The organism is Novosphingobium sp. NDB2Meth1, from assembly GCF_900117425.1.
Taxonomy (GTDB): domain Bacteria; phylum Pseudomonadota; class Alphaproteobacteria; order Sphingomonadales; family Sphingomonadaceae; genus Novosphingobium.
The window spans coordinates 48,124-70,496 of the sequence record NZ_FPEH01000034.1 but is presented as its reverse complement, the minus strand read 5'-3'; the positions used below and the strand labels follow the sequence as shown (position 1 = coordinate 70,496).

General features: G+C 63.8%; 22 protein-coding genes, 1 tRNA gene and 1 other RNA gene. 12 read left to right on the top strand and 12 right to left on the bottom strand.

From position 1 onward, the window contains the following. The 7 genes from NDB2M1_RS22995 to NDB2M1_RS21600 all read left to right on the top strand — a co-directional run. Positions 1–192: hypothetical protein (locus NDB2M1_RS22995; protein ID WP_216234078.1), on the top strand; the 192-nt coding region annotated here is incomplete at its 5' end. Continuing rightward, on the top strand, positions 189–590 hold the full coding sequence (locus NDB2M1_RS21625) for a hypothetical protein (protein WP_216234077.1): 402 nt from the start codon (positions 189–191) through the stop codon (positions 588–590). The genes NDB2M1_RS22995 and NDB2M1_RS21625, both read left to right, overlap by 4 nt. A gap of 78 nt (positions 591–668) precedes the next feature. Beyond that, on the top strand, positions 669–923 hold the full coding sequence (locus NDB2M1_RS21620; protein WP_072384786.1) for a hypothetical protein: 255 nt from the start codon (positions 669–671) through the stop codon (positions 921–923). A 75-nt stretch (positions 924–998) separates the two neighbouring features. Beyond that, positions 999–1,343 carry a hypothetical protein gene (locus NDB2M1_RS21615; protein WP_072384785.1) on the top strand — a complete coding sequence of 115 codons (345 nt, stop codon included), beginning with the start codon at positions 999–1,001 and terminating at the stop codon, positions 1,341–1,343. A 466-nt stretch (positions 1,344–1,809) separates the two neighbouring features. Then, complete coding sequence (locus NDB2M1_RS21610) at positions 1,810–3,888, top strand: PriCT-2 domain-containing protein (RefSeq protein ID WP_083555041.1); 2,079 nt, start codon at positions 1,810–1,812, stop codon at positions 3,886–3,888. A 304-nt stretch (positions 3,889–4,192) separates the two neighbouring features. After that, positions 4,193–5,353, top strand: coding sequence for a tyrosine-type recombinase/integrase (locus NDB2M1_RS21605; protein ID WP_072384783.1), 1,161 nt, complete (start codon positions 4,193–4,195; stop codon positions 5,351–5,353). Next, positions 5,350–5,655, top strand: coding sequence for a hypothetical protein (locus NDB2M1_RS21600; RefSeq protein ID WP_072384782.1), 306 nt, complete (start codon positions 5,350–5,352; stop codon positions 5,653–5,655). The genes NDB2M1_RS21605 and NDB2M1_RS21600 overlap by 4 nt, the downstream gene beginning before the upstream one ends. A 426-nt stretch (positions 5,656–6,081) precedes the next feature. Here the strand turns inward: NDB2M1_RS21600 and NDB2M1_RS21595 are convergent. The 3 genes from NDB2M1_RS21595 to NDB2M1_RS21580 all read right to left on the bottom strand — a co-directional run bounded on the left by NDB2M1_RS21595 (position 6,082) and on the right by NDB2M1_RS21580 (position 7,721). Continuing rightward, a protein-coding gene (locus NDB2M1_RS21595; protein WP_371328231.1) for an IS3 family transposase occupies positions 6,082–7,232 on the bottom strand; the annotation gives its coding sequence in 2 pieces (ribosomal slippage) (positions 6,082–6,974 and positions 6,974–7,232; 1,152 coding nt in all). Between the two features lie 48 nt (positions 7,233–7,280). Next, positions 7,281–7,454 (bottom strand): Arm DNA-binding domain-containing protein, encoded by a 174-nt coding sequence (locus tag NDB2M1_RS21585; RefSeq protein WP_371328230.1) that lies wholly within the window; start codon positions 7,452–7,454, stop codon positions 7,281–7,283. Between the two features lie 181 nt (positions 7,455–7,635). Further along, positions 7,636–7,721, bottom strand: a tRNA-Tyr gene (locus tag NDB2M1_RS21580). Positions 7,722–7,893: 172 nt separating this feature from the next. On the opposite strand from NDB2M1_RS21580, the gene rlmB reads away from it, so the two are divergent. Both rlmB and NDB2M1_RS21570 read left to right on the top strand, forming a co-directional pair. Beyond that, positions 7,894–8,718, top strand: a complete 825-nt coding sequence (gene rlmB, locus NDB2M1_RS21575; protein ID WP_143146877.1) for a 23S rRNA (guanosine(2251)-2'-O)-methyltransferase RlmB — start codon at positions 7,894–7,896, stop codon at positions 8,716–8,718. Positions 8,719–8,757: 39 nt separating this feature from the next. Next, on the top strand, positions 8,758–9,654 hold the full coding sequence (locus NDB2M1_RS21570) for a hypothetical protein (protein WP_072384777.1): 897 nt from the start codon (positions 8,758–8,760) through the stop codon (positions 9,652–9,654). Between the two features lie 98 nt (positions 9,655–9,752). Here the strand turns inward: NDB2M1_RS21570 and NDB2M1_RS21565 are convergent, their stop codons facing one another. The 5 genes from NDB2M1_RS21565 to NDB2M1_RS21545 form a co-directional block, all read right to left on the bottom strand. Beyond that, positions 9,753–10,025, bottom strand: a complete 273-nt coding sequence (locus tag NDB2M1_RS21565; RefSeq protein ID WP_054121870.1) for an HU family DNA-binding protein — start codon at positions 10,023–10,025, stop codon at positions 9,753–9,755. 259 nt (positions 10,026–10,284) lie between these two features. Then, positions 10,285–12,690 carry an endopeptidase La gene (gene lon, locus NDB2M1_RS21560; RefSeq protein WP_054121871.1) on the bottom strand — a complete coding sequence of 802 codons (2,406 nt, stop codon included), beginning with the start codon at positions 12,688–12,690 and terminating at the stop codon, positions 10,285–10,287. A gap of 163 nt (positions 12,691–12,853) precedes the next feature. After that, complete coding sequence (locus NDB2M1_RS21555; RefSeq protein WP_072384776.1) at positions 12,854–13,837, bottom strand: MlaA family lipoprotein; 984 nt, start codon at positions 13,835–13,837, stop codon at positions 12,854–12,856. A 203-nt stretch (positions 13,838–14,040) separates the two neighbouring features. Continuing rightward, positions 14,041–14,376, bottom strand: a complete 336-nt coding sequence (locus NDB2M1_RS21550) for a YbaB/EbfC family nucleoid-associated protein (RefSeq protein WP_054121872.1) — start codon at positions 14,374–14,376, stop codon at positions 14,041–14,043. Next, on the bottom strand, positions 14,373–16,187 hold the full coding sequence (locus NDB2M1_RS21545) for a DNA polymerase III subunit gamma/tau (RefSeq protein WP_072384775.1): 1,815 nt from the start codon (positions 16,185–16,187) through the stop codon (positions 14,373–14,375). The genes NDB2M1_RS21550 and NDB2M1_RS21545 overlap by 4 nt, the downstream gene beginning before the upstream one ends. Positions 16,188–16,283: 96 nt before the next feature. Between NDB2M1_RS21545 and NDB2M1_RS21540 the strand changes: the two genes are divergently transcribed. Then, positions 16,284–16,775, top strand: coding sequence for a DUF4188 domain-containing protein (locus NDB2M1_RS21540; RefSeq protein WP_072384774.1), 492 nt, complete (start codon positions 16,284–16,286; stop codon positions 16,773–16,775). On the opposite strand, the gene ffs is transcribed toward NDB2M1_RS21540, so the two are convergent. The 3 genes from ffs to hrpB form a co-directional block, all read right to left on the bottom strand. Next, an RNA gene (ffs, locus tag NDB2M1_RS21535) (signal recognition particle sRNA small type) lies at positions 16,771–16,865 on the bottom strand. The two genes, NDB2M1_RS21540 and ffs, sit on opposite strands and share 5 nt — an antisense overlap. A 126-nt stretch (positions 16,866–16,991) precedes the next feature. Then, positions 16,992–17,270 (bottom strand): ETC complex I subunit, encoded by a 279-nt coding sequence (locus tag NDB2M1_RS21530; protein ID WP_072384773.1) that lies wholly within the window; start codon positions 17,268–17,270, stop codon positions 16,992–16,994. A 150-nt stretch (positions 17,271–17,420) separates the two neighbouring features. Further along, on the bottom strand, positions 17,421–19,931 hold the full coding sequence (hrpB, locus tag NDB2M1_RS21525; protein WP_072384772.1) for an ATP-dependent helicase HrpB: 2,511 nt from the start codon (positions 19,929–19,931) through the stop codon (positions 17,421–17,423). Between the two features lie 56 nt (positions 19,932–19,987). Between hrpB and NDB2M1_RS22830 the strand changes: the two genes are divergently transcribed. Further along, positions 19,988–20,131 carry a hypothetical protein gene (locus NDB2M1_RS22830; RefSeq protein ID WP_156309677.1) on the top strand — a complete coding sequence of 48 codons (144 nt, stop codon included), beginning with the start codon at positions 19,988–19,990 and terminating at the stop codon, positions 20,129–20,131. A 123-nt stretch (positions 20,132–20,254) separates the two neighbouring features. Continuing rightward, positions 20,255–21,271, top strand: coding sequence for an aldo/keto reductase (locus NDB2M1_RS21520; protein ID WP_072384771.1), 1,017 nt, complete (start codon positions 20,255–20,257; stop codon positions 21,269–21,271). A 42-nt stretch (positions 21,272–21,313) separates the two neighbouring features. Here the strand turns inward: NDB2M1_RS21520 and NDB2M1_RS21515 are convergent, their stop codons facing one another. Further along, positions 21,314–22,327 carry a polyprenyl synthetase family protein gene (locus NDB2M1_RS21515; RefSeq protein WP_072384770.1) on the bottom strand — a complete coding sequence of 338 codons (1,014 nt, stop codon included), beginning with the start codon at positions 22,325–22,327 and terminating at the stop codon, positions 21,314–21,316. Positions 22,328–22,373: the final 46 nt, after the last annotated feature.

The following is a 22,373-nucleotide window of genomic DNA, read 5'->3' as shown; positions in this document are numbered from 1 at the left end:
AGGGCCATTCTGTCGTCGGTCATCGTCTTCTTCTCCAGGTTCGAGTTCGCATCCGAACCCTACCAGAAGATCGACGGTGGCCACCCTCTCAGAGAAACCTTCCTACACCACCCCGTGGGACACGACCGGTCGGGGCGTACATTGGTGGGTTTGCAGCGTTCATGCTGCTTGGCGTTCATGTTCAACAGATGAAGGCTGCCTATGAGCGCACACCAGCCGGAGCCGCAGAAGCAAAGGCTAAGGCGGAGACCGAAGCTGCCATTGCGAAGATGGATGCGATGGCCCGTGAGGCGCAGGCCAAGGTCGATGCCATTAACGCAGAACTCTCGAAGCCAAAGGCCGAGGAGCCGGTCAGTGCGGAAGCGCAGGCATGTCAGGCACTCGTTCCTGAGGTCCTCGCTTTGGCCAAGGAGAAGGGCCAGGTCGAAATCATCGAAATCAACGACGTTCGTTCGGGCTTCAGTTCGACCGGCAAGATCTGTGAAGGCGATGCGATAACCGACAAGGGCAAGGCCACCATCAACTTCAGTGTCGAAACGACGCCTCAAGGACGGACTCTACTGAACATGTCCTTCCCACACGGGATCTAGCCACACACCGCGCAGCGGAAACCAGAACCTGACGCCCTCGGATGATCTCCGGGGGCCTTTTTTTTGTGAGCAACGCCCATGCGGGAATTCATAACAGTCATTCTCTTGGTAGCACTTCTGACGGTCGCGCTGAAAATTGCGCTCGTGTTTTTATTCCTCGCCGGACTTATATTCCGGACCAACGAAACAGTCGGCCTCATCATGATCCTGGCCATCGTCGCCGGGTTCAGGGCGCATCCCGGTATCGGGTTTGCCATCATTGCCGCGATCGGGGCTATTGCCTTGTATCGCAGCGCTGGCGAGCCGCCTGAGGGGCCTGCGCAGGCCGACTGACCCATACCCACATCACCAACAAACCTGACGCCGTCGGTCCTCGTGATCGGCGGCGTTTTCTATGGAGCTACCCACATGCACATCATCATAAGCGTTGCCGCGCTGGACGCGGTGACGGACGATGCCCTGCGCCCGATGCTCGCACCCTACCGCGAGACTATGGACCTTGCCGTTATCTTCATCGTCCAGCCGGGCGATACCCTGGACACCCTGCACCAAGCGCGCGGCTGGCCTTTCGAGCACTGGGAATTCATCCTCCACCACACGACCGGCTGGTTCGAATGCGTCTTCGTGCTCAGCCAGGACGGGGCAGGCCATGCAGTCCTCATTCCAAACGAGCCAACGACCGACACGGACTTGCTGCACCTGTGTTATGCCCACGCGGTGCCAGCCGTAGCGGTGGATGCAGAAAGCGGATGATCCTCCCGGCGATGATCTCGCTTGCGCCAATCCATGCGACTCATGGCTGGCAGATTTCATGGCGAACCGATTCGTGATTCGGTGATTGGGCTGCAAAATCGGATCGACCGAGAGCGGTGGAAATGATGAGCGCGCTCGCCAAGAAGCTTGTGAAAGGCACATAAACCTCAGTGGCCAGAAAGACTGTGCTGAAAGACCGATAGCCTCAGAAAATAAATTTTATCAGGCCAGAGTATCGTAACTTCAGAAGTGCCTGATTTCGTCGATTACGACGTGTTGACACCCAAAAAATCTCTGCCACGAAGGCCTCGGCTGCACCGGTTTAGGCCAAGTAACCGCTGTCCCACCAGTGGGATGGCTCTTTGACATCGTTAATAGGAGAATACAATGCATACGCAACTATTGCGTCTCGCACCCGATACTTCACGTCATTTTGGCTACCTGATGTTTGCCAAGAGGGCTTCGTATGAGTGACCCGGTCACCCCTGAGGCTAAGAAGAAAAGCCGCAAGATCGATCTCAGGGGTCTGGACTTAAGCGGTCTTTTGCAACCCGATTTGCGCGAACCGTTCACGTTCAAAACCAATCTGGACGGCGCGCTTTTCTGGTTTGCCTTCGGCTATCGAGTCATTCCGCTCGTTCCGGCGGCCAAACGCCCGGTGGTTCACTACTTTCCTTGGCTCGACGAGCTCTCGGAAGCGACCATCAGGCAGCATTGGGGGCAGCATCCGACCCACGAGGTAGGAGCTGTTCTCGATGAAACTCAACTGCTGCTGGATGCAGACAGCCCGGAAGCGATCGAAGCGCTGCGCCGTTTGGAACAGCAATTCGGTATCGTTCCAGCGCTCGTTATCAAGACGCGCCGTGGTTTTCACCATCACTATCGCCTTGAGAAGGGGGCTTTTGCCAAGCCCGATTCTCACAGCACACTCGAATTCCCCGACCGCCTGGATGTCAGGGCGCACAGGAATTCTGCACTGCTGACGCCCAGCGAGGGCAAGTCGTTGATGACGCTGACAGCGCGCCATCGCGACGAACTCAGCCAAGTCGGTCAGGATTTCATCGATGCAGTTTTTCAGCACAACGGACGCCCTGCGCCTCGACCGGCAAGGGACGAGCCGGAAGAGCGAAGTGAAGTCTCCGTTCCGGCAACCGATATTGCCACGATTACCGCTTTGCTGGCCCATATCGACCCGGACTGCGGTTATCAGGATTGGCTGAATGTCTTGATGGCGATCTACCATGAGACCGGCGGCAGCGAGGAAGGGTTCGCACTTGCAAACTCTTGGAGCAGCAAGGGCAAGTCCTACCAAGGGCGCAAGGACATCGAGGTAAAATGGCGGTCTTTCAGGGGTGACGTTACCAACCCGATCACCATCGCAACTCTGATTGCCCGCGCGCGTGATGCCGGTGCCAATACCCCCGCGATCCTGCAGGATGATTTTCAGCCATGCAAAACCACGGTGGTCCATTCGGAATCGGAAAAGGTTCAGGCCGAACTGGCTCCGGCCCCAGCGGGAAAGGTCAGTCCGCTGGCGCGATACAGCCTGATCGGACAGTCGGCAAAGTACGAGGCGCTAGCTCAGGCCGCCACCCCTCTTCTCGGTGACACTTGTCATCGCGGCGAGGCAACGGTGTGGTACGCCAAGCACAATACGGGAAAGACGCTGCTCTTCCTCCATATGGCGGTCGAGGCGGTGGAGCAGGGCCGCTTGGCGGCATCAGACCTGTTTTTCATCAACGCCGATGACAGCAGCTCGGGCATCGCGGTGAAGCTTGCGATTCTCGATGAACTTGGCGCGCATACGCTTGTGCCGGGACAAGGCGGTTTCAAGGCCGAAAATCTTGAAGCGCTGCTTTTGCAGGCGGTGAAGAACGACGCCGCACGCGGAACGCTGGTGGTGATCGACACATTGAAAAAGTTCGTTGACCTGATGAACAAGAGGCAGGCCAGCGATTTTGCAAATGTTTGTCGCCAGTACGTCGCAGCAGGTGGCACCCTTCTCGGTCTCGCTCATGTCAACAAACGCAAGAGTGAGGACGGCAGGGCGGTTCATGCTGGGACGACCGACATCCTCGACGACTTCGATGCTGGTTACATCATCGACGAGCTTAGCCTGACCGGGCACCCCGGTCAGAAGTTCGTGGAGTTCCAGCGCCTGAAGGCTCGTGGTGGAGGGGTGCAGTCAGTCGCCTATACCTACGCCGCTGAGGATCATGTGTCCTACGCCCAGCGCCTAGCTTCGGTGCGCTTGGTTGATCAGGACGATCTTGACGGCATCAAGCGAGTGGAAGCCGAACGCTCGGATGCCGAATTGATCGCCACGGTCGCCGAGTGCATCGCTGCAGGCACCAATACGAAGATCGCATTGCGAAATGCGGTTTCTGAAAAAGCAAGTGTCAGTCGCCGCGCTGCCACCCGCGTCATCGAACAGTACACAGGTGATGACCCGGTGCAGCACCATTGGCACTTCGTCCGCAAGGCGCGCGGTGCGATGACCTTTGTTCTGCTCGAAAAGGGCGAAGGCACGACCTCCTCTACTTGATCAACCTCGGCGGGGGCGGACTGGTCCGGTTTTCAGTTTTTCGCCCGCTTCAGGATTTCACGATTTCGTCGCGCTCACCACTTTCACGTTCCGGGGGTGGCGCGCTCGAATGCTGAAATCCTGGAACGGACGGAAAGCTGGTGCTCCGGCCCGGTTGCCCCTCGCCCCTTACCCTAAACTGCCCAAAATCTGCCGCTGTAGCCCCACCGGGCGTCGTTTCGGCGCTTCCGGTACCAGCCCCCTTCGCGGGTCGGATCGGCGCTCTGCGGCAATGAACTATCGTACTCAAGAAAGGAATTGGCTCATGGCCAAAGTGAAAATGACTTCGGCGTTCTGCCGAGATGTTACCTGCCCAAAGGATGAAAAGAACTTAAGATTCCGTTGCACCGAAGTAACTGGCTTCGGCCTTGAAGTCCGTCCGTCGGGCAAAACCTACTGGCTCCATTACACCAAACCGGACGGCACGCCCGGGCAGATCAAGATCGGCGGCTACAAAGACCTGTCTTTCGAGGCTGCCAAGCGAAAGGCCAAGGAATTGCGCTCGCAGATCGTCCTCGGCGGCAACCCCGCTGCGGACAAGGCTGAACGTAAGGCGACTATCACCTTCAAGGAATTGGCGCGCTTGCACGTGGAGCACGCCAAGGGGCATCTGCGCTCACATCAATGCGTCGAGATGTCGCACCGCCTGTACTGGGTGCCTCAATTCGGAAAACTGCGTATCGACGAGATAACGCCGCAAGCAATTGAGACATACCTCGCCAAGCTGCGCGAGCGTCTGTCACCGGCCTCAGTCGATCGTCTGCGTCTCGTCCTGAACCGCAGCTATCGTTTGGCGCAGGGCTGGAACCTTGCGGGCTCTGACCGTAATCCTGTAGCTGCAGTTGCAAGGCCGAAGTACGACAACAAGCGAACCTGCCTGCTCACGCCTAAGGAGGTGGAGCGCCTGCTGGCAGCGTGCGGAAGGTCGGACAATCCGATGCTCAAGCCTATTGTGCAGTTTGCGCTCGCCACAGCGGCCAGGCTGCGCGAGATCCTAGATGCACGCTGGGAGCACATCAACATCGACCGCGCGGAATGGCTGATTCCCGTCACGAAAAACGGCCATCCCCGCGTGGTGCCATTAAGCGGTGCGGCGATGGCCGTGGTGAAGGCGTTGCCGCAGAAGGAGGAGTGCAAATGGCTGTTTGCGAACGAGGCCACGGGCAAGCCTTACGTCACAATCAAGAGGGCCTGGAAAACCGCAACCGAAGAAGCTGGCCTGCCCGGAATGCACTTCCACGACACCCGACACGCCGCGATCGGCGCGATGGTGAACAATGGTGTGAGTCTGCTCGTCGCCGGTAAGGTCGCCGGTCATCTGAGGCCTGAGAGCACGGCCAGATACGCTTCCATTGCGGATCGAACCTTGGCGGCTGCCGTGGAGGCCGGAGCGAGCAACCTCAAGCTGATGGAGACCGTGGCATGACACAAGAGGCAGACTTCGACGTCACCACCTTCTTCCGCGAACTGCGCGCGCTGGACGAGACCTTCGTTGCGCAGAAGCTGAAGAAGCCAGACCGCGTGCAGATGCTTATCAACGCTTGCATCAGCCAAGGCGTGAATACCGGCAGGCGCATCGTCGGCGTGCTCGCCAAATTGGGCTTCAACGAAGTCCACGTTAGGACCGTGCTCGCCAAGGGCATCCGCCGAAAACCGGAATGGCCGGAATGGGGCAAGGGTACTGACGGAGTTTATTTCGCCCCTGAACAGCCGCCCGTGACACTGTAACCTGTATCGCCCCACATGTAGCCTCGCGCTGCGTGTGGGGCATACCATCAATATTTTTTCGCTCTCCGCCTTCGACCCTGTGCGCGACGAAACGGGGCTGGCACGGGTCACTTTCAGCCAAGCGATACTACCAACGCACTTTGCGTAGTGACGCTGCCAACCATCGGCATAGAGCAACTTGGGTCTGGACTGGGGCAACTGGAAAACGGGGCGACAGAAGCATGCAAAACGCCCGAAAATCAACGATCTTACTGCTAATGATAATTACTTTCGTAATGATGGGGTCAGGTGTTCGAATCACCTAAGCGGCACCACCTCTCCAAAGCACTTTCCCTAGAAAAATCAGAAACTAGCTACCAGAAGGCGATAGCCTTAGCGGGGCGGATTTGCCTGCCGAAAGTGACGTGCTCCCCTGATTGTTACCGGTCAGCGGTAGAGTATCGCTCCTTCATTATGTTGGTTTGATGGGATGGCAACGTGTCTGGGGGCATGCCCCCAGACACGTTGGCCGGCGATCTCGGCGGAGGTCTTCCCGCCCAGTTTCGAGTGTGGCCTGACGGTGTTGTAGTCGTGCTGCCAGGCGGCGAGCACGAACCGGGCGTGAGCCAGCGAGGTGAACAGGGTCTCGTTGAGGCATTCGTCGCGCAGGCGGCCGTTGAAGCTCTCGACGAAGCCCTTCTGCATCGGCTTGCCCGGGGCGATGTAGTGCCACTCGACCCGGCGCTCCTGCGACCAGCGCAGGATGGCTGACGAGGTCAGTTCTGTCCCGTTGTCGCTGACCACGGTGTGTGGCTTGCCGCGCCGGCCGATCAGGCTGGTCAGTTCCCTCGCCACCCGTGCACCCGACAGCGAAGTGCCGGCCACCAGCGAGAGGTACTCACGCGTGAAGTCATCGACTACGCTCAGGATGCGGAAACGCCGACCGCAGACCAGGCTGTCCGAGACGAAGTCGAGCGACCAGCGCTGGTTCGGACCTTCAGGCAAGACCATCGGCGCCCGAGTACCCAACGCCCGCTTGCGCCCACGGCGACGGCGCACCCGCGGCCCTTCCTCGCGGTAAATCCGCAGCAGCTTCTTGTGATTGGGCGCCATGCCTTCTTGCGCCAGCAGGTAACCGAGACGGCGATAGCCGAACCGCCGGCGCTCTCCTGCCAACTCGCGCTGCCTTTGCCGCAGCGGGCCGTCAACAGGGCGGCTCGATCGATACCGGACCACCCTGCGGCTCACGCCGACCAGTGCACACGCCCGACGCTCGCTCGGCCCGTGATGCTCACAGGCATGCGCGCCGGCTTCCCGCTTGGCGCCGGGCGTCACCATTCCTTTGAGGCCAGATCCTTCAGCACCGCATTGTCGAGCATGGCTTCGGCCAGCAGCTTCTTCAGCCTCGCGTTCTCCTCCTCAAGCGATCGCAGCCGCCGCGCCTCCGACACTTCCAGGCCACCGAACTTCGACTTCCACTTGTAGAACGTCGCCGAGCTGATCCCATGGCGCCGGCATACCTCCGCCGTCGCCATCCCAGACTCCTGCTCCTTCAAGATCGCGATGATCTGCTCTTCGCTGAACCTGCTCCGTTTCATGTCGTCCGACTCCTTCAAGGTCGGATTCTACCATCGGGCGGTCACATTTCAGGGGAGCACGTCATGACGCTTGCCGTCGCGCTGTATACGCAGAAGCCAATAGGCACCGCCTCGCTTGTCGATCTTCAGGAAGAGCCCGTCACCGTCCTGGTAGGTTCCTGGAGTCGACATGGCTGCCTTGACCGCAAGATCTGTGAGATTGCCCTCAATCTCCCCCCACATTCTCTCCCCACACATCGGGGAAGCAAAAGTGTGGGGGTAAGTCATTCACCCCCACGTTACCCCCACACTTGGGCTTGGCTGCACGCAAATCAGTGTGGCGTCTTGCGGACGGTAGATGCGAGGATATGCCCGGAATCACTGGACTTCTAGGGCTCTTTGGGGATCTCTGTGGAGAGGCTGGTGGTGGACAGGGCTAGATTCGAACTAGCGTACGCTTGCGCGGGCAGATTTACAGTCTGCTGCCTTTAACCACTCGGCCACCTGTCCACACCAGATTTGCCGGTCCGAGAGCGGGCTCCCGATTGTGCGCCGCGCCTCGTTGAAAAAGCGCGGCTCCGGCCGAGTGAGGCGCCCCTTTGGCGAAGCGCTGCTTGCCTGTCAATGGGGCGGCTGGCATGGGGCGCGGGTTATTTTTTTGCGAAGCATGGAAAGCAGGGCGATGGCCAAGCGAGATGAAAATGGTGGACGGGCCAAGCCGATGCGCGGGCGCGCGGGGCGCATGCAGGGTGGGCGCGGCTCCGGGCGGGCCTCGACGGGCGCCGTGCGGCTGTGGGGACGCCATGCGGTCGAGGCGGCGCTGACGAACCCCCTGCGGACGGCGAAGAAGCTGTGGGGCACGCGTGAGGCGATCCAGGCGATGCTCGACGATCATGATGCCGAACTGCCCTCCTCGCTCCCGGTCGAGTATGCGCAAGCTGCCGATCTGGCGCGGTTGGTGGCACGCGATGCGCCGCATCAGGGCCTCGTGCTTGATTGCCTCGCGCTGGATGACGTTGCCCTGCCCGACATTCTTGATGAGGCAGACGGACGCACGCTGGTGATCCTTGATTCGGTCACCGATCCGCACAATGTCGGCGCCATCCTGCGCAGCTGTGCCGCGTTCGATGTCGCCGCGCTGATCACGCAGGATCGCCACGCTCCGCCCGAATCCGGCACGCTGGCAAAGTCCGCTTCCGGCGCGCTCGAAGTCGTGCCTTGGGTACGTGTCGTCAATCTTGCCCGCGCACTGGAGCAGATTGCCGAGGCCGGCTACTGGCGCATCGGGCTCGATGGCGAAGGCAGCGCAGTATTTCCGTCCGCTGTGCCCGCTGGCCCGGTTGCACTGGTGCTGGGTGCAGAAGGTGAAGGGCTGCGGCACAATGTCGCGCAGCATTGCGATTCCATCGCGCGCCTCCCGATTGCTTCTGCGGTGGAAAGCCTGAACGTTTCCAATGCGGCAGCAATTGCGCTCTATGCTGTCGCGACTCGGGGCGCAGCGGGCTGACAAGGCAGGCCCGCCCCCGCGGGCAAAGGGGGATGGGCCATGAAAACCAGCCGCAAGTTCGCCGCCGCTCTGGGTGCGGCTGCCATGCTTCTCGTGCTCGCCGGCTGCATGGTGATGCCCGGCAAGTTCACGAGTGATCTCGCGCTGCGACGGGACGGGACGTTCACGTTCCACTACAAGGGCGAGATCATTCTCGCCGCACTGGCGCAGGGCAGCAAAAGCACCAAAGCGGACGCAATCCCGCCCGAGCCCTTCGAGCAGCAACCCTGCACCGATCCGCAGACCGACGAGGCGCATGATTGCTCTCCGGCGGAAATCGCCCAGCAGCGCGCCAAGTGGAATCACGAGCAGAAGGCGAAGAAGGCTGCCAAGGCCAATGAGGACGTGCAGAACCGCAAGATGATGCAGGCCTTTATGGGCGGCATCGATCCGGACGATCCCAAGGCCGCCGCCGCCTTCGCCCAGCGCCTCGCGCGGCAGGAGGGGTATGCCTCAGTCGTCAGCAAGGGCGGCGGGAAATTCGAGGTGGATTATTCGGCAAGCGGCCGGCTCGACCACGATTTCACCTTCCCGACGATCGAGCGTCTGCCGATGGTCATGCCGTTTGTCTCGCTGATCCGCCGTGCCGATGGCTCGGTGCGGGTCGATGCGCCTGCGTTCAGCACGGCGGCGGCCAATCCGGTGATGCCGGGGCTCGGCGCCATGGCCGGGGCGATGAGCGGCATGAAGGAAAGTGGCAAGGCAGGCGCGAAGCCTAGCAGTGACGGCCCGCCGATTGCCGAGGGCACCTTTACCCTGCGCACCGATGGCCAGATCCTTGCCAACAACACCGACGAGGGCCCGCAGGCGGAAGGCGCCGGTCTTTCACGGCTCGACTGGAAGGTCGATGCGCGGACTGCAACAGCCCCTACCGCGCTGATCAAGCTGGCAAAGTAGCAACCAACCAAAAACGCCGCCCCGGCATCCCGGCGCGGCGTTTTTGGTGCGGATAGCGCGTGGTCGGTCCGGCCCCCGCGCCGATGCCGTTTCCTGCTTTAGTTGACAGCGTCCTTCAGGCCCTTGCCAGCCTTGAACTTGGGCTGGGCGGAAGCCTTGATCGACATCGGCTCGCCAGTGCGCGGATTGCGACCGGTCGAGGCCTTGCGCTTGGCAACCGAGAACGTACCAAACCCGACGAGACGCACTTCATCACCCTTGGCCAGCGCCGAGGTCACGCTATCGAAAACGGCTTCGACCGCCTTCGTCGCATCACCCTTCGAGAGACCGCTCGCGTCGGCCACTGCGCTGATCAGATCGTTCTTGTTCATTGCGGAACCCCCATTGGCTTTTATGCAAACAACCGGTTGCCTGAATCGAAATTCGGGTTGCCGGAAGAGAGCCGAGAAAGAATCCGCTGTCAAAGCGAAAAACGCCCGGAATCGCCGAAAAAACGCCGGAATCTGGCCAGTCCGCGAAGATTTCAGGACGCCCCTACCGCCCTACGGTAAGCGGCCACTCCACGAAGGTTAATGCTGCACCGCGAGGGTGCAGCATAACATTTCATGCTGCACCGCAACGAACTCGCGATCAGTGCGCAGTAGGCGCTGTCGTTCCGCTGGTCAGAGCGGGCGCCGGTCCAGCTGCCATTTCATCCGCTTCGGTCCATTCAATCGCCTCGGTCGGCGCCGCGAGCGCACGCGCCAGCACTTCGTCGACATGGCTCACCGGCACGATCTCCAGCCCCTCGCGGATGTTCGCGGGGATCTCGGCCAGATCCTTGCGGTTCTCCTCGGGGATGAGCACCGTCTTGATGCCGCCGCGCAGCGCCGCGAGCAGTTTCTCCTTGAGCCCGCCGATCGCCAGCACGCGCCCGCGCAAGGTAACCTCGCCGGTCATCGCCACGTCGGCACGCACCGGGATGCCAGTCAGCGTTGAGACCATCGCGGTCACCATGCCCACGCCCGCGCTCGGCCCGTCCTTGGGCACGGCGCCTTCAGGCAGGTGGATGTGCAGGTCCTTGCGGTTGAACACCGAAGGCTTGATCCCGTACTGCGGTCCCCGCGCCTTGACGAAGCTGAACGCCATCTGGACGCTCTCGCTCATCACTTCCCCGAGCTTGCCAGTGGTCTTCACCGCGCCCTTGCCGGGCACCGTCACGCTTTCGATCGTCAGCAGTTCGCCGCCGACTTCGGTCCAGGCCAGGCCCGTCACCGCGCCGACCTGGTTCTCCTCGTCCGAAACGCCGTGGCGGAACTTGCGCACGCCTGCGAAGTCGGCAAGGTTTTCGGGCGTGATGACGACCTCGGCATCCTTCTTTTCGAGGATCCGCCGCAGTGCCTTCCTCGCCAGCCGCGCGATCTCGCGCTCCAGCGTGCGGACGCCCGCCTCGCGGGTGTAATAACGGATCAGATCGCGCAAAGCGGCCTGCTCCAGCGTGAACTCGCCCGTCTTGAGCCCGTGCGCCTCGATCTGCTTGGCGATCAGGTGGCGCTCGGCGATCTCGACCTTCTCATCCTCGGTATAGCCCTCGAGCCGGATGATTTCCATGCGGTCTAGCAGGGCCTGCGGCAGGTTGAGGCTGTTTGCGGTGCACACGAACATCACGTCCGAGAGGTCGATGTCGAGCTCGAGGTAATGATCCTGGAACTTCGCGTTCTGCTCCGGATCGAGCACTTCAAGCAGCGCCGAAGCGGGATCGCCGCGGAAGTCCTGACCAAGCTTGTCGATCTCGTCGAGCAGGAACAGCGGGTTGGACGTGCCGGTCTTCTTCAGATTCGTCACGATCTTGCCCGGAAGCGAGCCGATATAGGTACGCCGGTGGCCGCGGATTTCCGCTTCGTCGCGCACGCCGCCCAGCGACTGGCGCACGAACTGGCGGCCGGTCGCCTTGGCGATCGACTTGCCCAGCGAGGTCTTGCCCACGCCCGGCGGGCCGACAAGGCATAGGATCGGCCCCTTCAGCTTGTTGGTGCGCGCCTGCACCGCGAGATACTCGATGATGCGGTCCTTGACCTTGTCGAGCGCATAGTGATCGGCATCGAGAATGGCCTGCGCCGCTGCGATGTCCTTCTTCAGCTTCGACTTCTTGCCCCAGGGCAGGCCGAGCAGCACATCGAGGTAGTTGCGGATGACAGTCGCCTCGGCGCTCATCGGCTGCATCGTGCGCAGCTTCTTGAGCTCGGCGGTCGCCTTCGCACGCGCTTCCTTGGAAAGCTTCAGCGTGTCGATCTTTTCCTGCAGCTCGGCAATCTCGTTGCCTTCGCCGTCATCGCCGCCGCCCAGCTCAGACTGGATCGCCTTGAGCTGCTCGTTGAGGTAGTATTCGCGCTGCGTCTTCTCCATCTGGCGCTTCACGCGGCCGCGGATCTTGCGCTCCACCTGCAGCACGCCAAGCTCGCCCTCCATGAAGGAGAGCACCATCTCGAGCCGCTTGAGCGGATCAGCCTCGGCGAGCACGGCCTGCTTTTCCGCAACGCGCGCCGCAAGGTTCGCCGCGACCGCATCCGCCAGCTTGCCGGCATCGTCGATATCACCCAGCTGCGAGCCCGCGTCCTGCGGCAGCTTCTTGGACAGCTTCGCGTATTCGGCGAACTGATCGACCACCGAGCGCATCATGCCCGCGATCTCGGCACCGGAAACCTCGGCCGGTTCGACCACTTCGACCTCGGCGAGCACCAGTTCGCCTTCGTTCGCCGTCTCGGTCGTCAGTGCCTTGAGTTCGGCGCGCTGCTGGCCTTCGACGAGCACGCGCACGGTGCCGTCAGGCAGCTTCAGCAGCTGGAGCACGGTGGCAACCACGCCGGTATCATAGAGGTCATCGCGGTCCGGATCGTCGCAACCCGGATCAAGCTGGGCGAGCAGGAAGATTTCCTTGGAACCCGCCATCGCGACTTCGAGCGCCGAGACCGACTTCTCGCGGCCGACAAAGAGCGGCACGACCATGCCGGGAAACACGACGATGTCGCGCAGCGGAAGCAGGGGATATTGAGCCATATTCTTCTATTCCATTCCCGCCGCGCCGAAAGCCGGTCTGCGGCGTCTTGCTCTCGAATATGGGTGCCCGCTTGCCCGCCCGCAATGGCCCCTTGTGCCGGGATTGTGGAGTAAACCGGCCCAATCCCAAGAACGCGCGGACGAGGGCCCGATATAGCCCTGCTCAGGGGATCGGCTGCACCACCGGCTGCGAAATGAACACCGGAGGCTGAGGTGGCGGCGGCGGCGCAGGAGGCGCAGGCGGTTCAGGTGCCACGACAGGCGCCGCTGGCTGCGTCGGCGTCGCGTCCGCACCGGCTGCGGCGTCCTCCTTCTCGATCACCCGCTTCTCGGCCGCCGAAACCGGATCCGCCGCAGCCCCGATAGGCCGCGCGAACGGGCCATAGCGGGTCTGGCCCTTCGCCAGCGGCCCACGCCCGTGCAGCGCCTCGATCTGGTCGATGCGCGATTGCAGATAGACACGCCGGTAGGTCGAATAGGGATCGGCCGCATTGCGCAGGCGGCGGAAATCCTCATCCGCCTCGTTGCGATAGTCGAGCGCGTCGATGACGCCCATCGGGAGCGCATACCACGGCTTGTCAAACGGCGTGCCCACGGCCAGCGGCACCGCCAGCCTGTCCGCAACGAGGCCGAACAGGTCACGCACCGTCGTCGGGCCGACGAGCGGCAGAAACAGGTAGGGTCCCGGCCCGACGCCGTAATAGCCAAGCACGTTGGCAAGGCCGTTCTGGCGGTAAGGCAGGTTGAACGGCTTGCTGCGCGCCAAGTCGATGGTGCCGCCGAGGCCGATGGTAGAATTGATGCCGAACCGGCCCACCGTCTCGAACATCTTGCCGGGCTTGAGTTCCAGCAGGAAAGCTGCTGCCACCACCGGTTCGCGCACGTTGCGGATGAAGTTGCGCAAGGCCATGCGTAGCGGGCGCGGCACCGTCTTCTGATAACCGTTCGCGACCGGCCCGACGACCAGATCGTCAGCCTTCTGCAGGACTTCGTAGCTGGTCTCGTTCGCCTTCGCGAGCGGGTCCTCGGGCGGTGCCTTGACCGACCCCGACACGACGATCTCGCCCGGCAGCGGAGGAAGCGGCTCCTGCGTTGAGGTCTTGCCAGATACCGGCGCCGCCGGTTCGGCAGCCTGCGCGGCAGGCATGGTCGGGACCGAACCATCGGCAGGCGGGGCACTGGCCAGAGCGGCCGCAGCAAGCAGGGAGAGTGCGCTCAGGGGGAAACGACCTTCATGCGGCGAACGGGCATGCGCCAGTCACCCGTCCAGATATTGTTACACATTTGTATAGCGGGTGTGACACCTCTGCGCCAGCCCGTGCTTGCAACGGGTAGCGCCGAAGTGCCCGCTCAGAACGGCAGCTTGAAGCCAGGCGGAATGCCGGCCGCCATCTGCACCTTCTGCATTTCTTCTGCCGCCGCAGCATCGGCGCGCTGACGGCAATCGTTGAAGGCAGCCGCGATCAGGTCTTCGAGAATGCCCTTCTCCGCCTTGTCCATCAGGCTGTCGTCGATCGCCACGCCGATCACGCGGCCCTTGGCGGACGCGCGAATCTTCACGAGCCCGCCGCCGGCAACGCCTTCCACCTCGATCTGGTCGAGCTTGCCCTGCGCGTCCTCCATCTGCTTCTGGATGGTCTGGGCAGCGGCCTGCGCGGCCTGGATCATCTCTTCCATCGACTTCATGCGCGTTTACTCCAGGATTTTCGTTCGGGCGCCGATATAGCGCTCTCGTCGATCATTTCAGCCCCCGGAAACGCGGCATAGGCCGCGCGCACCAGGGGGTCTTCACGCAGCGCCGCCTCCGCCCGTGCTGCTGCTTCGGCGCGGGCTTCCTCAAGGCTGGGAGCAGCGCTGGCGAGGTCCATGCTGCGCTCGACCTGCCAGTGCCCGCCCGTCGCGCCTTCGAGCCCGCGCCGCATGTCCTGCGTCGGATCGCCCGGAATGCCCGCCGCCAGTGCGTAGACCAGATGCCCCGGCTTCAACGAAACTACCCGCACCGAAAGCCGCATCGAAGAACCGATCAGCGGCGAAATCTGCTCGACCTGTTCGACGAGCTGTTCCCACTGCGCCAGCATCATCTCTGCACTCGCCGGTGCCGCAGCTACAGGCGCTGCCGTCCCCGCAGGCGCAGCCATCTGCACCGCCGGCGGATTGGCTGCAAAGGCTTCGAGCTGTTTGATCAGCCCGCCCGGATCGGGAAGGTCAGCGGCGTGCATCACCCGCAGCAACGCCATCTGCGCCGCTACCAGCGGGTCGGGCGCGCCGCGCACTTCCTCGTAGCCTTTGAGCAGCAGCTGCCACAGCCGGTGGAGCGCGCCCGCGCCGAGCTTCTTCGCCCAGCCTTCCAGCGCCTCGCGCTCTTCGGCGGAACGCGCATCTGCCGCGCCGGAAATCTGCGCCACCGTCACCTTGTGCACGAGATCAAGCTGGGCACGCATCATCGCGGTGGGTTCGATCCCCAGCGCGAACTGGCTCGCCACTTCGTCGAGCACTGCATCGCCCTTGCCGCCAATCACCGCAGCGAACAGGCGGCGCTGCATGGTCTTGTCGGCGAGGCCCAGCATTTCGCGGACCTGCTCCGCCGTCACGGCCCCGCCGCCTGCCATGTCCGCATGGCTGATCGCCTGATCGAGGATCGACAGCCCGTCGCGCACAGAGCCTTCCGCCGCCGCCGCGATCATCGCCAGCGCTTCGTCCTCGGCCTGGACCTGCTCGGCATCACAGACCTTGCCGAAATGCGCGGCCAGCACGGGCGTCTGGATGCGCCGCAAGTCGAAGCGCTGGCAGCGGGAGAGCACCGTCACCGGCAGCTTGTCGACTTCAGTCGTCGCGAAGAGGAACTTCACATGCGCGGGCGGCTCTTCCAGCGTCTTCAGCAAAGCGTTGAACGCGTTGCGGCTAAGCATGTGAACTTCGTCGATGATGTAGATCTTGTAGCGCGCCGAAACCGCCGCATAGCGTACCGCCTCGATGATCTCGCGCACGTCGTCGACGCCGGTATGGCTCGCGGCGTCCATCTCGATCACGTCGATATGCCGCCCCTCGGCAATCGCGACACAAGGCTCGCACCGGCCGCAGGGATCGATCGTCGGGCCGCCCTGCCCGTCCGGCCCGATGCAATTAAGAGCCTTGGCGATCAGGCGCGCGGTCGAGGTCTTGCCCACCCCGCGCACGCCGGTCATCAGGAAGGCATGCGCCAGCCGCCCGCGCCGGATCGCATTGCCCAGCGTCTGGACCATCGCGTCCTGCCCGATTAGTTCGGCAAAGGTCTGCGGACGATACTTGCGCGCGAGCACGCGGTAGGGCTGGCCGGACGGCGCGGGCGCGGCCACCGGCGGCGGAGCGTGCTCCTCGCGCACAGCGGGTGCAGGCCCGGGTGCAGGATCGCCGAACATCGAACCCTGCCCGGCCGCCTCCAGTTCCGCAGCCGAGGGCGCGTCGTCTTCGGGCTCGTCCGCAATCGGATCGCCAAACATGTCGGTGGAATCGACCATGTCCCCTGATTAGGCCACCTCTCGCCAATTGTCGAAGCCCCCTGCCCCAACTGGTCGGGGATTGACTCGCAGCCGTCAACGGAGAACCCTCCCCTCATGAGCACCATCACTCCCGGCCGGATGACCGCCGCCCATCAGGGCCCCCTCGTCGTCTTCGTGATCGGCATGCGGATCAACCACTTCCACAAAGTGCGCAAATGGTGGCCGGTGTTTCAGGCGATGGGCCCGATGCTCGCCGAAGTCTCGCGCGATCCCGCAAGCGGATTCCTCGGCTATGAGTTCCTGCTGCGCAGCGCCCGCACGGTCGTCCTGCTGCAATACTGGCGCGATTTCGATGCCCTTGAGGCCTACGCCCGCGCCCGCGAAAAAAAGCACTGGCCTGCCTGGACCGCGTTCAACAAAGCCATCGGCAATGACGGCACGGTCGGCATCTTCCACGAGACCTACGTCGTGCCCGAACATGGCAGCGAGACGATCTACGGCAACATGGTACCCTTCGGCCTCGGCAAAGTCAGCGGCACGGTGCCCGCGACCGGATCACGCAATGAAGCGCGCTCACGCATGAAGGGTATTGCGGGAGGGGATTGAAGGAGCCGGGCGACCCGCCGCACATCGTTGTGGCTGCTTCCTTCCGGACCTGACCAGGTTGGCGACAGCTAACGTCCGCCCGACTCCCGCGCCGCATATGGCGACGGTCGATGAAAAAAGCAATGCTGTCCGAGCCCTCCCCATTTTTCCCTGAGTGTGTCGAAGGGACAAATGGGGAAGTGGCAGCCCGCAGGGCAGACGGAGGGGTAATTCCCCTTACCGGAAATTGTCCGCGTAGCTCTGCAGTTTGAGGCGCTTCGGCGGCACCGGGCTGACATGGGCGGCAATGCCATACTTGTCGGCATAGGCCTTGGCTTCCTCCGCCGAAGCGAACGTCAGCACCACTTGCACTTGCGTATCGCCCGAACCGGCCCAGCCCATCAGCGGATCAGGCTTGCGCGCCTCTGCCGGAGCGAACTCAAGCACCCACTGATCGGTGCGCGACTTGCCCGATTGCATGGCATTCTTCGGGCGCTGGTAGATGCGTGCAGACATGAGCGCCCCATGCTCACGAATCGGCTTTGAAATCAAGCCGGGACAGACCCGAAACGACACCTGAAGCCGTTCCTGTCGAGCGAAGTCGAGACACCATACCCGGCGCCTGGTGTCTCGACTTCGATCGACACGAACGGGAGGAGGGGAGAGCTAGCGCTTCCCCGCCGCGAACGCGTTCTTGGTCCTGAGACTCGCCTCTTCCTCCCACGGCGCGTCAGGCCAGCGGTGCTTGGGGTAGCGGCCCTTCATGTCCTTCACCACATCGCGCCACGATCCGCGCCAGAAGCCCGGCAAGTCAGCCGTCGTCTGGATCGGCTTCTGCCCCGGCGAGGTCAGCGAAAGCAGCAGCGGACGCGGCGGATCACCCACCGTGGGATGCCGGTCCAGCCCGAACAGCGCCTGCACCCTGAGCTCCACCGCGGGCCCGCCTTCATGCGCGTAGTCGATCGCATGGCTGGTTCCAGCAGGAGACGTGAACTCCGCCGGTGCCAGCCGGTCGAGCGTGCTCCGCGCATTCCAGTCGAGCCGCCCCAGCAGCGCGTCATGCAGTTTTCCCGCGCCGATCTGGAAATCGCGCCGACCTGCGAGTAGCGGCCCCAGCCATTGCTCCGCCTCAGCCAGCAAGGCCTCCTCGGAGAGCGCCGCAAGCCCCGCGTACCGCGCGCGTTCGATCAGCGCCAAGGCCTTGTCGCTCAGCGGCAGCAGCCCCAGCCCGTCGGCCCTGAGCTGCTCCAGCAGCAGCGCCTCGACCGCCTCTGCAGGCGGCGCCGGATCAGGCACCCGCGCCAGCACGATCGCGCCCAGCCGCCGCTCCAGCCGCGCCTCGATGCGTCCCTCGGACCCATTCCACGTCAACGCATGGCGCGCCTCGATCCGGTGCGCGAGGTGCCGCGTGACTTCGGCCTCATCCAGCGCCAGCGCCGCCGTGATCCGCGCACCCTTGGCCTCGCCCTGCGCATCGCCGATCACCAGCCACGGCGCGCGGACCAGCGAACTCGCCGGATCGAGCCGATAGCCCCGCCCGCCCGAGGCAAGCCATTCCTCCCCGCTCGCACCCCTCGCCCGCGCGATCCGGTCCGGAAAGGCCTCAGCGAGCAGCACGCCGAGCGGCAAGGCCGCGCCTGATGCTTCGACAAGCTCAGCATGAGCGGGCTTGGTGCTCTTACCGGACTGAGACCGCTCGTGCTGAGCCTGTCGAAGCACCTTCGCCGCACTTGCCGCCCAGCGCTCCGCCAGCTTGCGCGATGCGTCCGCCTGTCCGCCACGCTCGCGCCCCCAGCGCTCCAGCCGCTGCGCCAGATCCTCGCCGCGCCCGCCCAGCCCTCGCTCCTGCAGCAGCAGCGCGAGCCGCGCCGCATCCTCCGCCTGCCCTCGCGCCGCCGCGTACAGCAGCATATGCGCCAAGGCCGGTTCCATCGGCAGTGCTGCCATCGCCCGCCCATGCGGCGTAATCTGCCCGCCAGCATCGAGCGCACCAAGCGCCGCCAAAGCTCCCCACGCCGCCGCCATTGCAGCCGCAGGCGGCGGATCGATCCACGCCATCGCTGCCGGATCGCCAGCCCCCCACTGCGCCAAAGTCAGCGCCAGCGGAGTGAGGTCACTCGTCAGGATTTCCGGCGGATCGAACGCCTCGCGCCCCGCGTGGGCCGCCTCTTCCCACAGCCGGTAGGCCACGCCCGGCCCCTGTCGCGCCGCACGGCCCGCGCGCTGTGCCGCCGAGGCCTGGCTTGCCCGCACCGTCACCAGCCGCGAGACGCCCGCCGCCTTGTCGAACTCCGACCGCCGCGAAAGCCCCGCATCGATCACGATCCGCACGCCGTCCAGCGTCAGCGAGGTCTCGGCAATGCTCGTCGCCAGCACCACCCGCCGTCGCCCTTGCGGGTCACGCCGGATCGCCGCGCGCTGCCCGGCGGGTTCCACTTGCCCGTGGAGCGGCAGCACCAGAGCTTTTGGCAGGCGCTCCGCCAGCAGGTCCGCACAGCGCTCGATTTGCGCGACGCCCGGCAGGAAGGCGAGGATATCGCCCTGCTCCTCGCCCCACGCCTGCACAACCGCACTGGCCACGGCCTGTTCGGGCTTCAAGTCGGGCCGCGAACCCAGCCAGCGGATCGCCAAGGGATGCGCCTTGCCTTCGCTCTCCACCACCGGGCAATCATTCAGCAGCCGCGCAAACCGCGCGCCATCGAGCGTCGCGGACATCACCAGCAGCCGCAGATCATCGCGCAGCACGCCCTGCGCCTCGATCGCCAAGGCCAGCGCCAGATCGCTCCCCAGCCCGCGCTCGTGCGCCTCGTCGAACAGCACCGCCGAAACGCCGTCGAGCTCCGGATCGGCGAGCAGCTGGGAGACGAAAATCGCCTCTGTCATCACCACGATCCGCGTACGAGGGCCGCGCTTGGCATCGAGCCGGGTGACATAGCCCACCGTCTCGCCGGCCGCTTCGCCCAGCAATTCCGCCATCCGCTCCGCCGCCGCCCGCGCCGCCACGCGCCGGGGCGAGAGCACGATCACCTGCCCCGTGCACCAGGGCTCACGGATCAGCACTGGTGCCACTGCGGTCGTCTTGCCCGCCCCGGGTGGCGCGATCAGCACCGCAGCGGGGCCGGCACGCAGCGCCTCCAGCAACTGTGGCAAAATAGCATGGATCGGAAGGTCACTCACACGCGTTGCCCTAAGCACCCTCTAAGCCTGCTGCAATCCATGCTAGGGCCACCACCATGAGGACCAGCCTCGAAATCCTCATCGCGCTCCTCACCAGCCTGCTCACCGGCGGCGCCGTGATCGCCGCGCTGATCGCGACAGCCGCCCTGCTCGCTGCAACTGCGCTGTGGTGGCTGATCGGCAAGCGCCCGCACCGATAGCCCTCTCACCTTCAAGGGAGAGGGTTGGGAGAGGTGTCTTCCCACTTTCGCTAGCCCAGCCGCCGCTTGACCGGCCCACGTGCCCGCGCCACCTTCCCGAAAACCTCTGGGAGCCCATCGCACATGCAACACCGCCGCCTCGGCACGTCCCCCATCGTCGTCTCCGATATCTGCATGGGGACGATGACCTTCGGCAGCCAGGCCGATGAAGCGACCTCGCTGCGCATCCTCGACATGAGCTATGACGCCGGCATCAATTTCTACGACACTGCCGAGGGCTACCCCGTGCCGCCCGACGTAAAGTGGGTCGGCCGCACCGAAGAAATCGTCGGCAAGTGGCTGAAAACCAAGCCGCGCGATGCGATCATCCTTGCCACCAAGGTCTCCGGCCCCAGCCACATCTGGTTCAAGAGCCCCAAGCGCAACGGCATGACCGCGCTTGACCGGCACAACATCACCCGCGCGGTGGAAGACAGCCTCAAGAAGCTCGGCACCGACTACATCGATCTCTACCAGACCCACTGGCCCGATCACGACACCGCCTACGAAGAGACGATGGAAACGCTCGATGAACTGGTCCGCGCCGGCAAGGTGCGTATTCTGGGCTGCTCGAACGAGACTTCATGGGGCCTGATGAAATCCATCGAGGCATCCAAGGCGGTCGGCGCCGCGCGCTACCAGACGATCCAGAACAACTTCAGCCTCAACAACCGCCGCTTCGAGGACGAACTGGCGCAAGTCTGCCGCAAGGAAGGCGTGAGCCTCATTCCCTACTCGCCCATCGGCGGCGGCGTGCTGGCCTGCAAGTACAGCGGCGGCGCCAAACCCGAAGGCGCGCGCTTCTCGAAATACCTCGAAATGGGCGGCCGCCAGGCGAGCATGGCCCGCCGCTTCGTCAACGAGAAGTCGATCGCCTCAGCCGAACGCTTTGCTGCCATCGCGCGGGAACATGGCCTCGATCCGGTGACTTTCGCGGTCGCGTGGTCGAAGCAACACGATTTCGTCGCCTCGACCATCGTCGGCGTGACCACCGAAGAACAATGCGCCCCGATCTTCGCCGCCGCCGATCTGGTCCTGCCGGACCAGGCGATGAAGGCAGTCAACGCCGTGAGCCGGGAAATCATGTATCCGATGGGGTGATCCGGCACCGGCGGGCAGTGGCCCCCGCCCGCCGAAAACCGATCAATAGCGCCGCGCCACCGCGAATTCCGCCGCCTCGGTCATCGCCGACTTGGCCGCGCTTGGCGGGAAGGCGGCAATCGCATCGATCGCCCGCTGGGCATAGTAGCGCGCACGCTCCCGCGTGGCGTTGACCGCCTCATGCTTGTGGATCAGCGCAACCGCCTGTGCCAAGTCGGCATCGCTGTTGCGGTCGCCCGCAATCGCTTCCTGCCAGAACGTGCGCTCCTCGGCCGTGCCGCGCGCATAGGCGAGGATCACCGGCAGGGTCATCTTGCCCTCGCGGAAGTCGTCGCCCTGATCCTTGCCCATTTCAGAGGCGTCCGAATCGTAGTCGATCGCATCGTCCGCAAGCTGGAACGCGATGCCGAGGTTGCGGCCATAGCTGTCGAGCGCCAGTTCATCCGCCTCGCTGCGCTCCGCCACCACGGCGGCGATGCGGCAGGCGGCGGCAAACAGCGCGGCGGTCTTGGCGTTGATGATCGCGAGGTAGCGTTCCTCGCTCGTCTCCACCTGCCGCTGCGCGACGAGCTGGTCGACCTCGCCTTCGGCGATCACCGCCGAAGCGCCCGACAGGATCTTGAGCACCTTGAGGCTGCCATCCTCGACCATCAGTTCGAAGCTGCGGCTGAACAGGAAATCGCCCACCAGCACCGTCGCCGGATTGCCATAGATGATGTTGGCCGCCTGCTTGCCGCGCCGCATGCCAGAGCCATCGACCACGTCGTCGTGCAGCAACGTGGCGGTGTGAATGAACTCGACCGTCGCCGCCAGCTTGTAGTGGCGGCTGCCGCCGTATCCCAGCAGTGAAGCGCTCGCGAGCGTGAGCATCGGGCGCATGCGCTTGCCGCCGCCAGCGATGAGATGGCCAGCGAGTGCCGGGATCAGCGGGATGCGCGATTGCATCCGGCCGAGGATCACTTCGTTGACACTGTTCATGCCATCGGCCACGAGCGCCATGAGCGGCTGCAGCGACGGCTCGGCGCGGCGGGGGATCGAGTGGATGGTTGCTGTCATTTGCCGCTCGCTTGGCCTGCCCACCGCCGCTTGGCAAGATGCAAGT

Bases quoted from the DNA above. Each gene is read 5' to 3' on its own strand.
- NDB2M1_RS21515 (WP_072384770.1), bottom strand. From the start codon at position 22,327: ATGACAGCAACCATCCACTCGATCCCCCGCCGCGCCGAGCCGTCGCTG.
- NDB2M1_RS21615 (WP_072384785.1), top strand. From the start codon at position 999: ATGCACATCATCATAAGCGTTGCCGCGCTGGACGCGGTGACGGACGAT.
- NDB2M1_RS21600 (WP_072384782.1), top strand. From the start codon at position 5,350: ATGACACAAGAGGCAGACTTCGACGTCACCACCTTCTTCCGCGAACTG.
- NDB2M1_RS21545 (WP_072384775.1), bottom strand. From the start codon at position 16,187: ATGGTCGATTCCACCGACATGTTTGGCGATCCGATTGCGGACGAGCCC.
- NDB2M1_RS22830 (WP_156309677.1), top strand. From the start codon at position 19,988: ATGAGGACCAGCCTCGAAATCCTCATCGCGCTCCTCACCAGCCTGCTC.
- NDB2M1_RS21565 (WP_054121870.1), bottom strand. From the start codon at position 10,025: ATGAACAAGAACGATCTGATCAGCGCAGTGGCCGACGCGAGCGGTCTC.
- NDB2M1_RS21540 (WP_072384774.1), top strand. From the start codon at position 16,284: ATGAGCACCATCACTCCCGGCCGGATGACCGCCGCCCATCAGGGCCCC.
- NDB2M1_RS21620 (WP_072384786.1), top strand. From the start codon at position 669: ATGCGGGAATTCATAACAGTCATTCTCTTGGTAGCACTTCTGACGGTC.
- NDB2M1_RS21530 (WP_072384773.1), bottom strand. From the start codon at position 17,270: ATGTCTGCACGCATCTACCAGCGCCCGAAGAATGCCATGCAATCGGGC.
- NDB2M1_RS21550 (WP_054121872.1), bottom strand. From the start codon at position 14,376: ATGAAGTCGATGGAAGAGATGATCCAGGCCGCGCAGGCCGCTGCCCAG.
- NDB2M1_RS21570 (WP_072384777.1), top strand. From the start codon at position 8,758: ATGAAAACCAGCCGCAAGTTCGCCGCCGCTCTGGGTGCGGCTGCCATG.
- NDB2M1_RS21585 (WP_371328230.1), bottom strand. From the start codon at position 7,454: ATGTGGGGGGAGATTGAGGGCAATCTCACAGATCTTGCGGTCAAGGCA.
- NDB2M1_RS21520 (WP_072384771.1), top strand. From the start codon at position 20,255: ATGCAACACCGCCGCCTCGGCACGTCCCCCATCGTCGTCTCCGATATC.
- lon (WP_054121871.1), bottom strand. From the start codon at position 12,690: ATGGCTCAATATCCCCTGCTTCCGCTGCGCGACATCGTCGTGTTTCCC.
- NDB2M1_RS21555 (WP_072384776.1), bottom strand. From the start codon at position 13,837: ATGCCTGCCGCGCAGGCTGCCGAACCGGCGGCGCCGGTATCTGGCAAG.
- rlmB (WP_143146877.1), top strand. From the start codon at position 7,894: ATGGCCAAGCGAGATGAAAATGGTGGACGGGCCAAGCCGATGCGCGGG.
- NDB2M1_RS21610 (WP_083555041.1), top strand. From the start codon at position 1,810: ATGAGTGACCCGGTCACCCCTGAGGCTAAGAAGAAAAGCCGCAAGATC.
- NDB2M1_RS21605 (WP_072384783.1), top strand. From the start codon at position 4,193: ATGGCCAAAGTGAAAATGACTTCGGCGTTCTGCCGAGATGTTACCTGC.
- NDB2M1_RS21625 (WP_216234077.1), top strand. From the start codon at position 189: ATGAAGGCTGCCTATGAGCGCACACCAGCCGGAGCCGCAGAAGCAAAG.